This is a genomic window from Acidobacteriota bacterium, assembly GCA_009861545.1.
GTDB lineage: Bacteria > Acidobacteriota > Vicinamibacteria > Vicinamibacterales > UBA8438 > WTFV01.
Window position 1 is genome coordinate 1 of record VXME01000091.1, and the last position, 9,969, is coordinate 9,969.

Genomic DNA, 9,969 nt, shown 5'->3' on the forward strand with positions numbered 1-9,969 from the left:
CGTGGACTGGCGACCCGTTTCGTGCCGCAAACGTCCTGCGGCGCAGACTCCTAGACCGGATCGACCGGACCAATGTCGCGCGCCTGCGGGTGGCCTGGCGGCGGCCGGCCATCGATGCGTCGTTGACCGAGCCGTTTCCCGAGTTGGAGCCGTCCGGCTACCTGCGGGCCACCCCGATCCTGATCGACGGGGTCCTCTACGCGTCGAATGCCGTCGGCCTCGTCGAGGCGTTCGATCCGGGCACCGGCGAGACCCTCTGGCTGCAGCGGCCGCCGCTCCCGACGCTGGCGGGGGTGGCGGGCCGCGGGGTTCACGGCGTGGCGTTCTGGTCGGAGGGTGCGGACCGGCGCATCTTCTCGTTCCGCAACCGGTTCCTGTATGCACTCGACGCGGAGACGGGGGAGTCGATAGCCGGGTTCGGCAACGGCGGCCGCGTCGATCTGACCCCTGCCGGTGCAACGACCGCCCGCGGCGGGGCGAGCCCGATCGTGGTGGGCGACGTCATCGTGGTGGCGGGTGTGGTGGACGGCGCCGGCGACAGCGGCGTGCGCTGGCGCAACAGCGCGTCGGAGAACGTGCGGGGCTACCACGCGCGGACCGGCGCGCTGCGGTGGACGTTCCACGTGGTGCCGCGTCCGGGCGAGCTCGGCGCCGATACCTGGGGCGCGGGTTCCCTCGGGGCGTCGGGCGACCTCGGGTCGTGGTGCTGCCTCAGCGCCAACCCCGAGCTGGGATACGTCTACGTGCCGCTTACCGCGCCGACCGCCGCCTACTACGGCGGCCACCGGCCCGGCGACAACCTCTTCTCCAACAGCCTGGTCGCGCTCGACGCCGCCACCGGCGAGCGGGTCTGGCACTTCCAGATGGTGCATCACGACCTGTGGGAGTACGACACGGTGGGGCCCCCGACACTGGGGGAGATTACCGTCGACGGCCGCCGCATCCGCGCCGTGATGCAGCCGAGCAAGACCGGATTCCTGTACGTGTTCGACCGGGAGACGGGTGAGCCTGTCTGGCCGATCGAGGAGCGCCCCGTGCTGCCGTCGACCGTGCCGGGCGAGCGGGCGTCGCCGACCCAGCCGTTTCCGACGAAGCCGCCGCCGTTCGCGCACCAGGGCGTCAGCGAGGAGGACCTGATCGACTTCACGTCGGACCTCGAGGAGCAGGCCCGAGCCGTCGCCGACCGTTTCGTCCTCGGACCCCTCTTCACGCCGCCATCGGTCGTCAGCGACGAGCCCGGCGGCGCCGACGGTACTTTGGCCCTCCCCGGCTCGTGGGGATCGGGCAACTGGAACACCGGCGCGTTCGATCCCGAGACCGGCTTCTACTACGCCTTCTCGCACCTCGTCCCGCGCGTCTACCGGCTGGCGGACGCCTCCGGGGAGGAGAACGCCGAGATGGCGTACCACAGCCCGAACCGCGACGCGCCGTACCTGGACGGCATCCCGCTGATCAAGCCGCCCTGGGGCCGAATCTCGGCGTTCGACATGAACCGCGGGGAGCTCATATGGCGGGTGGCCAACGGCCGCGGCCTGCGCGACCATCCGGCGCTGCGCGGTCTGGACTTGCCGCCGCTCGGCATCGCCAGCCGCCCGGTGACGCTGGTGACCGCCACGCTGCTGTTCATCGGGGAGGGCGGCAACGTCTTCGGCGGCATCCAGGAGAACATGTGGGGGCCGACCTTCCGGGCCTACGACAAGGCGACGGGATCGGTGGTCTGGGAGATGGAGCTGCCGGCCGGGACCACGGGCGGGCCGATGACCTACCTGCACGAGGGGCGGCAGTACATCGTGGTCCCCGTCGGCGGACGTGACCGGCCGGCGGAGTGGGTGGCGCTGGCCCTGCCGTAATCTTGGTTGCTTTTCTAGCCGGCAAACTTGCCGGCGCGAATCATGCAATCCTTGACGCTGGTGCGCGTGCTGGGGCATGATGTCCAGGATGCTCCAGCACGTTGAGGATCCGGACATCGAGTCAAGGGCCGCCAGGGCCGGATTGAAGTTCGGGGACAAGAGTGTCCACACGAGCCGCACCATCATGCTCGCGGACCTCGGCGAGCTTCTCGCGGCCGTTCCGCCGGAAGCGGCACGAGCAGACTACGCGGCGGCGATCATCGACGAGAACGTGCTCGGCAAGGCGACCATCGCGACGCGCCGCTGGACGGGACAGCGTCTCGGCGAGCTGTACGCGCTCGACCCGCGCCTGCCGATTTTCAGGGTCGTGCGGCGACTCTGGTCCGTCGACCTGCCGGGACGTCCGCTGCTGGCGATGCTGTGCGCGCTGGCGCGCGATCCCCTGCTGCGCTCGACGGCCTCGGCCGTGCTCGCTCTGCCGGTCGGAACGGAACTCGTCAGATCGCGATTCCTGGATGAGATACGAAAGGTCGTCGGTGCGCGGCTGAACGAGTCGGTGCTCGACAAGGTAGCGCGAAACGCGGCGAGCTCGTGGGCGCAGGCAGGACACCTGCAAGGCCGCATGCGAAAGATACGCACCAGCGTGACGCCGACCCCCGGCTCCGTGGCGATGGCTCTCTGGCTCGGTGCCCTCGAAGGGCTCGGCGGCCCGGCGTTGCTCGATTGCCACTGGACGCAGGTACTCGACCGTGCTGGCCAGGATCTCCTGCCGATGGCGTTCGAGGCGAAGCGACTCGGTCTGATCCACGCGCGCGCCGGGGGGGGCGTCGTCGAGATCAACGCCAGCCGGTTGGATCCCGCGGCAGCCAGGACTTGAGCAATGGGCAAGATCGAAGACCTGGCGGCCGTCTACGAGCGACATGTGAGCGTGCCTTGGCAACGCAGCGTGTCCGGCGCGCAACGGGTGATGCTGGTGGTCTACGACAAGGAGCTCGAACGCACGCTGAGAGACCGAATCGGTGAATTCGAGCAGGCGACGCGCCGTAGCGAGCACGACTGGACGCTCGTCGACTGCACGCGTTGGTTCGCCGAGTGGATGGCGCAGGACGAGTACCGCGAAGCCTGGTTCGAAGATCCGGATCTGCTCGGAATGAAGCTGCAAGGCGAGTTTCGCGAAGCGGTCGCCAGCAGGCTGCGAACCCGACTCGAGGCGGCCGGCGACAACACTGTCGTCGCGTTGCTGGGCGTGGCCTCCCTCTACGGCTTTCTGCGCGTTTCGGAGGTGATTCGTTCGGTGGAGCAGACGATTCACGGACGATTGGTGGTGTTCTTTCCGGGCACCAAGAACGAGAGCAACTATCGGCTGCTCGATGCCCGCGACGGCTGGAACTACCTGGCCCAGGGGATCACGCTGCACGATGGAGGACCGGCGTTGTGAAGATTCACGAGGTGCTCGATCGCGACCCGCGCACCACACGGCTCGCCAACAACGGGCAGGCGCGGATCGTCGACGTCGCCGACGCCCCGGCTCTCGAGGAACTGCGTGCGGAGCTCGAGACGTTCGTTTGCGACGGGCAGTTCGGCGACGCTCTCCAGCGCATTCTCGACCGTTATCTGGCGAACCTCGGGACCCCGAAGCAGGACTCGGCCTGGGTCAGCGGTTTCTTCGGCAGCGGCAAGTCGCACCTCCTGAAAATGCTCACCCACCTGTGGGTGAACACCCCGTTCCCGGATGGGACGACCGCGCGCAGTCTCGTTCGCGGCGGTTTGCCCGATGAAGTGCAGGCGCAGCTTCGCGAGCTGGACACCCACGCGCACCGGGCCGGGCGGTCTCCCGTGGCCGCAGCGGGAACACTGCTCGGCGGCAGCGTCGATCACGTCCGTCACAGCGTGCTGTCCATTCTGCTCCGCGCCCGCGGCCTGCCCGCGCTGTATCCCCTGGCGCGCTTCTGTTTCTGGTTGCGCGAGCAGGGACTGCTCGACGGCGTTCGCGCGGCGGTCGAGGCAGCCGGGAAGGACTGGCTGCGCGAGCTCAACAACCTCTACGTAAGTCCCGTCATTGCCGACGCCATCGTTGCCGCGGATGCCGGCTTCGCAGCGGACGGCAAGGCGGCGCGGCAGCTTCTGACGCGGCAGTTCCCGCCGTTGAGGACCGACATCTCGACCGAGCAGTTCATCGAGGCCGCCCGGCTCGCCCTGTCGGAGAACGGCGAGCTGCCGCACACCGTGCTCGTGCTGGACGAGGTGCAGCAGTACATCAACGAGGCCCAGGATCGCTCGGCCGCCCTCACGGAAGTGGCCGAGGCGGTGCAGACCCAGTTCTACAGCCGGGTCATGCTGGTGGGCGCCGGACAGTCGGCGCTCTCGGCCGGCACCCCGGCGCTGATGTGGCTCCGCGACCGCTTCCGGATCGCCGTGGAGCTCACCGATGCCGACGTCGAGGCGGTGACCCGCAAGGTGCTGCTCCACAAGCGGCCGAGCGCCGGCCCGGCGATCGAGGAGATGTTCGAGCGGCACGCGGGCGAGGTTGCTCGCCACCTGCAGGGCACCCGGGTGGGGTCGCGGCCCGAGGATACGCATATCCGGGTAGCCGACTATCCGCTGCTCTGCACCCGCCGGCGTTTCTGGGAGGCGTGCTTCCAGGCGGCCGATGCCGCCGGAAGCCACAGTCAGCTCCGATCGCAATTGCGCATTCTGCACGACTCGCTCGAGAACGTGGCCCATCGCTCGCTGGGCGCCGCGATTCCGGCGAGCGATCTGTTCAGCGCGCTGGCGCCGAGCCTGGTAAGCACGGGGGTGCTGCCCAACGAGCTCAACACCCGGATCCAGAAGCTCGACGAGGGCAGCAGCAACGGGGGACCGCTTCAGCGAGACCTCTGCGGCCTCGTCTTTTTGATCGGAAAGCTGCCGCGGCAGGAGGGTACGGATCTTGGGGTGCGTGCCAATGCGGGCACGTTGGCCGACCTTGTCATCGACGATATCACCACCGACTCCGGTACCCGACGCCACGAAATCGCCCATACGCTCGAGTTGCTGGTTAAAGACGGCGTACTGATGAAGGTCGGCGAAGAGTATCGACTGCAGACGACCGAAGGCGCCGAGTGGGACCGCGCCTTCCGCGAGCGCCGGCAGGCGCTGACCGAAGTCGAGATCGCCACCCGCCGTGATCAACTCTTCGCCCACGCCGTCCTGGAGGTGCTCGGCGGAATCAAGCCGGTGCAGGGGCAGGCCAAACTGCGCCGCAAATTGGCGATGCATACCGGTACCGAGCCGCCGCCCGCGAATGGCGAGGTCGTCAGTATCTGGCTGCGCGACGGCTGGTCGTGCGGCCGGAACGATGTGGAGAACGAGGCGCGCCGGCTTGGCGCCGACGACCCGACGCTGCACGTTCATCTTCCGAAAAAGAGCGCCGACCTGCTCAGGGGCCACATCCTCGACGTCGAAGCGGCTCGGCAGGTGCTCGATCACTACGGTGTTCCGGCCTCGCCTGAAGGGCGGGAGGCCCGCGAGAGCATGGAGAGCCGTCGCGCCGGCGCTGCCCAGGACCGGGACGCGATCGTCAGCGACGTGCTGCGCGCGGCGACGGTTCTTCAGGGCGGCGGCTCCGAGGTATTCGGGGAAGGCTTGGGCGAGAAGCTCAGGACGGGCGCCGACGCGTCCCTCGCGCGTCTCTTTCCGAGGTTCGACGACGGTGATCATCGCGGGTGGGAGTCGGCGGTCACGCGCGCCAGGCAGGGCTCGGACCAGCCGCTCAAGGTAGTCGGCTGGGATGGGGCGACCGACGGCCACCCGGTCGCCAAGGAGGTGCTCGGCACGGTCGGCGCCGGCGCCCGGGGCACCGCGCTCCACAAGCTGCTCAAGGCCGCCCCCTACGGCTGGCCGCAGGACGCCGTCGACGCCGTGCTCATCGCGCTGCATCGCGCCGGGCATCTGCGCGCGACCCGAAACGGACAGCCGGTGGCCGCGGGCGCTCTCGATCAGGCCGGCATCAAGGCGGCGGAGTTCCGTCCGGAGAAGGTTCGCCTGACCACCGGTCAGCGGATTGCGTTGCGGGGGCTGTTCGGGAAGCTAGGAGTCAACACGAAGAGCGGAGAGGAAGAGAACCGTGCGCCCGAATTCCTCGGCGCACTCGGTGTGCTCGCAGGACGCGCGGGCGGACCGGCGCCGCTGCCGCCCGCTCCGGATACGACGGTCATCGAGGACATGAAGCGGTTGGCCGGTCCCGAGCAGCTCGCGGCGATTCACGCGCGGAAGGGCGAGCTGGAGCGGCGGATCGAGGACTGGAACACGCTCGCCGAGCGCGCCGAGGTCAGGATGCCGGGCTGGAAGCTGGCGCTTGCGTTTCGTCGCCAGGCGGATGGGCTGCCGGTCGCCGCGAGTGTCGGCGCGGACATCGACGCCATCGCTGCGCACCGCTCGTTGTTGACGGGGAACGACCCGGTCGGGCCGATCGTCGCCACGTTGGCCGCCGCTCTGCGCGAAGCACTCGTCGGGAAGCACAAGGACCTCACCGGGGCGATTGAGACCGCCGGCGCAGCGCTCGCCGGCGATGCGACCTGGTTGGGGCTCGACACGACGGCACAGGCCGAGATCCGCCGCCGTCTCGGTCTCGACGCGCCGCCGCCGCTCAACGTCGCGACGGACCGTGATCTGCTGCGCACGCTCGACGCCCGATCGCTCGCGGCGTGGCGGTCCGAAATCGACGCGGTGGATACCCGGGTCGGGCGGGCCCTGCAGGAAGCAGCCGAGCGGATCGATGCGAGCACGCCGCCCGGTGGCACGGATGCGACGGGCGATACGAATCCGCCGACGCCGCCCCGCACGACGACCATCCACGTACGCCGAGGTACGCTGCCGGACGAACCGGCGGTGCGGGAATGGTTGCGGGAGCAGGAACAGAGATTGAACGATGCTGTTCGTCACGGGCCGGTAATCGTGCGCTGACGCTGCTGGGTGGAAACGAGGGCGGCACATGCTTGGCACTCTCCAACTGGAAAAGTTCCGTGGGTTCGAGACGTACGCGTTGACCGATCTCACGCGCGTGAATCTGCTCGTCGGCAAGAACAACTGCGGCAAGACGTCGATTCTCGAGGCGATCCATTTTCTGGTTTCAGGAGGGGATCCGTTCGTTCTCACGGGGACAGCGAATCGGCGCGGTGAAGTGAGCGACACGGGCGCCACAGCGCGAGGATGGCGACCCGATGTCTCCCACTTCTTCTTCGGCCATCGTCTCGAGCCGGGGGCGGCCTTTCGTCTTCTTGGCGACGGCTACGAGCCGGTTTCAGTTGAGGTTCGCCTTGCTGAGGCCGCCGACGACTACGGGTCTCGATACGGCGATGACGATTCGGAGCGCGCCTTCCCGCTCGTTCTTCAGTTGGAGCGAAACGCGCAAAAGAGTGTTCTTCCGCTCAGGGAAAACGGATCCCTGATCGAGTCCCGAATTCGATTTCGATCGCCGCGACGGACTCTTGCCGGTCCGTTACCGCGAAGGCCCGAGGACCTGACGCCGCCGTTCGAATTCGTCACTCCGGACTCGCTCGATCCGGATCGCATGCGAACCATCTGGGACAGGGTCCTGACCGAAGATCGGGAATCGGAGGTCATCGATGCCGTGAAGCTCCTGGACGGCGACCTGAAGTCCATTCGCTTCCTGACGAGCGATGCTTCGCGGGCGCGGTCGGACCGGGCAGGCGTGTTGCTCGGTTTCGAGGGGGGCGGCCCGCGTGTGCCCCTGGGGAGCTACGGCGATGGGATGCGGCGGCTTCTTGCGCTTGCCCTTGCGTTCGTACAAACCGCAGGCGGCGTACTGCTGGTCGACGAGATCGACACGGGGCTGCATTGGACGGTGATGGAAGACATGTGGCGACTGGTCGTCGATACCGCGCGCAAGTCGTCGGTGCAAGTGTTCGCGACGACGCACAGCTACGACTGTATCCGCGGGCTCTCGTCACTCGTTGAATCCCATCCGGATCTCGCCGGCGACGTTTCCATCCACAAGATAGGGCGGTCCATCCGCAAGGCGGTGCACCTCGACGCGGACGATATTCGGGTGGCTGTCGAGCAGAACATCGAGATGCGTTGATGGCGACCGAAACCGCGCGATCCGTCCTTCGTGTGGAGGGGTCCGATGACCTGCATGCGCTCGTGCACCTGCTCCGCCACCATGGCATCGATCATGACCGGTGGGCCTGGTTTCCTTCGATCGTGACTGCCGGCGAGGGCGCGGACGCCCCGGGGGACGGCAGGATCGCGCTCCTGCGGGGCGTTCGGACGGCGGTAAGGCTGAGCGAGGGCAAGGCCGTCGGCTTCGTACTGGATGCGGACGATTCCGTCGAGAATACGTGGCGGGCGATTTCCGACCGCCTCGAGAGAGCCGGGGTGGTACCGCCGCCGGCCATTCCCGTGGAAGGCTTCGTCGGGGAATCCGCCGAGTACAACACCAGGGTCGGCGTATGGCTGATGCCGGACAATCAACAGGAAGGGGTGCGGGGAGAGGGAACGCTCGAGCGCTTTCTTGAAGCTCTCGTTCGGGGGGAGGACCCCTTGCTTCCATATGCTCGGCAAGCCACAACGCAGGCGAAAGCAGTTCATGGAGCGGGCTATCCGGACGGCGACGTCAGGAAGGCGATGCTGCATGCGTGGCTGGCCTGGCAGGAGGAGCCGGGGCTGCCGTACGGCACGGCGATCCGGGCCCGGTACTTTCGTCACGACAATCCGGCAGCCGAGCAATTCGTTGCCTGGTTTCGTCGCGTGTTCGAGGGGGGTTTCGCGCTCGCTGCCGAGGATGCTCGCCATGCTTGACTCGCCTGCAGCACTGCTACGGAGCATCGGGCTCGGAGAGGGCGCGCATCTCGAGCTGAAGGAGGTCGTGTTCGCCGGAGAGCGGGTCAAGGGACCTGGGCGCGAGCAGCTCGCCGACGAACTCGCGGCGTTCGCCAACGGTCACGGCGGCGTGCTTGTGCTCGGCGTCGATGACCGTACGCGGGACATCGTGGGCATTGCGCTGGAGCGGCTCGACGCCGCCGAACAGTACGTGACCGCGATTGTCGACGATTCGATCAAGCCGCCGATCTATCCCTTGATCGAACGGCTTGAGCTGCTGGATTCGGAGGGCGTGGCGCGACCGGTCCTGCGCGTCGAGGTCTCGCCGAGCCTGTTCGTGCACGAGAGCCCCGGCGGGTTTCTGCATCGCGTCGGCAGCGCGAAGCGGAGGATGGAGCCCGACTTCCTGGTCCGTCTCCATCAGCAGCGCAGCCAGTCCCGGCTGATCCGGTTCGACGAACAGCCGCTTCACGATGCGTCATTCGCCGATCTCGATCGCGCGCTGATCGACCGTTTTGCGGTCGACGGCATGGGCGACGACAGGGAGACCCTGGCGTGCAAGCTCGGCATGGCCGCAAGGTCAAGCGCGCGCGGTCCCCTCCCCACCGTCACGGGGATTCTGCTGGGGACCACGGAGCCGATCGAGCGGCTGCCGCATGCCTATGTGCAGGCGGTGGCGTACCGCGGGCGCAGTGTGCCCGAGTCGCTGGAGTCCCCCTGGTACCAGCTCGATGCCGCCGACATTTCGGGGCCGGTCGACCGGCAGATCGCCGGGGCCTGTCTGTTCGTCGCCCGCAACCAGAAGGTGCGTGCAAGAAAGACGATGGGGCGTATCGACCTGCCGCAGTACGATATGGCGGCGGTGTTCGAAGCCGTCGTCAATGCGGTAGCGCACCGCGACTATGCCATGCACGGCGCGCACATCCGCCTGCACCTGTATTCGGACCGCGTCGAATTGTCCTCGCCCGGCGCGCTTCCGAACAGCATGACGGTGGATGATCTTCCATACCGGCAAACGAGCCGCAACGAAACCCTCACGGGCCTGCTCGCGAGGTGTCCCATCCCGACGGGGATTCCAGGGCTGGAGACACCGAGGCAGACGCTGATGGACCGCCGCGGCAATGGGGTTCGGGTCATTCTGGAGAACAGCGAGAAGTTGTCGGGGAAGCGGCCCGTCTACGAGACCTTCGGCGACGAGTTGCGGTTGACGATCTACGCCGCCGACCCGGCCGCCGGAGGGGCGGCAGAGTTGCCGCCGGAGTGAGCGAGAGTGGAACCGCTATCCGTTGACCTCCGA

Annotated in this window: 7 protein-coding genes; all 7 read left to right on the plus strand. The window is 67.8% G+C overall.

The window, feature by feature from the left end:
- Nucleotides 1–1,850 (plus strand): PQQ-binding-like beta-propeller repeat protein (locus F4X11_14745; protein MYN66266.1); only part of this gene is annotated, 1,850 nt, incomplete at its 5' end.
- Nucleotides 1,851–1,926: 76 nt separating this feature from the next.
- The gene (locus tag F4X11_14750) at nt 1,927–2,727 is read left to right on the plus strand and encodes a hypothetical protein (GenBank protein MYN66267.1); all 801 of its coding nucleotides are present in this window, start codon (nt 1,927–1,929) and stop codon (nt 2,725–2,727) included.
- Nucleotides 2,728–2,730: 3 nt separating this feature from the next.
- Entirely contained in the window at nt 2,731–3,288 is a 558-nt protein-coding gene (locus F4X11_14755) for a DUF1788 domain-containing protein (protein ID MYN66268.1), read from the plus strand.
- Nucleotides 2,943–6,794, plus strand: a complete 3,852-nt coding sequence (brxC, locus tag F4X11_14760) for a BREX system P-loop protein BrxC (GenBank protein ID MYN66269.1) — start codon at nt 2,943–2,945, stop codon at nt 6,792–6,794. The genes F4X11_14755 and brxC overlap by 346 nt, the downstream gene beginning before the upstream one ends.
- Before the next feature lie 28 nt (nt 6,795–6,822).
- The gene (locus tag F4X11_14765) at nt 6,823–7,932 is read left to right on the plus strand and encodes an ATP-binding protein (GenBank protein ID MYN66270.1); all 1,110 of its coding nucleotides are present in this window, start codon (nt 6,823–6,825) and stop codon (nt 7,930–7,932) included.
- Nucleotides 7,932–8,651, plus strand: a complete 720-nt coding sequence (locus F4X11_14770) for a hypothetical protein (GenBank protein MYN66271.1) — start codon at nt 7,932–7,934, stop codon at nt 8,649–8,651. Before F4X11_14765 ends, F4X11_14770 begins: the two co-directional genes overlap by 1 nt.
- Complete coding sequence (locus F4X11_14775; GenBank protein MYN66272.1) at nt 8,644–9,936, plus strand: transcriptional regulator; 1,293 nt, start codon at nt 8,644–8,646, stop codon at nt 9,934–9,936. Before F4X11_14770 ends, F4X11_14775 begins: the two co-directional genes overlap by 8 nt.
- Nucleotides 9,937–9,969 lie beyond the last annotated feature (33 nt).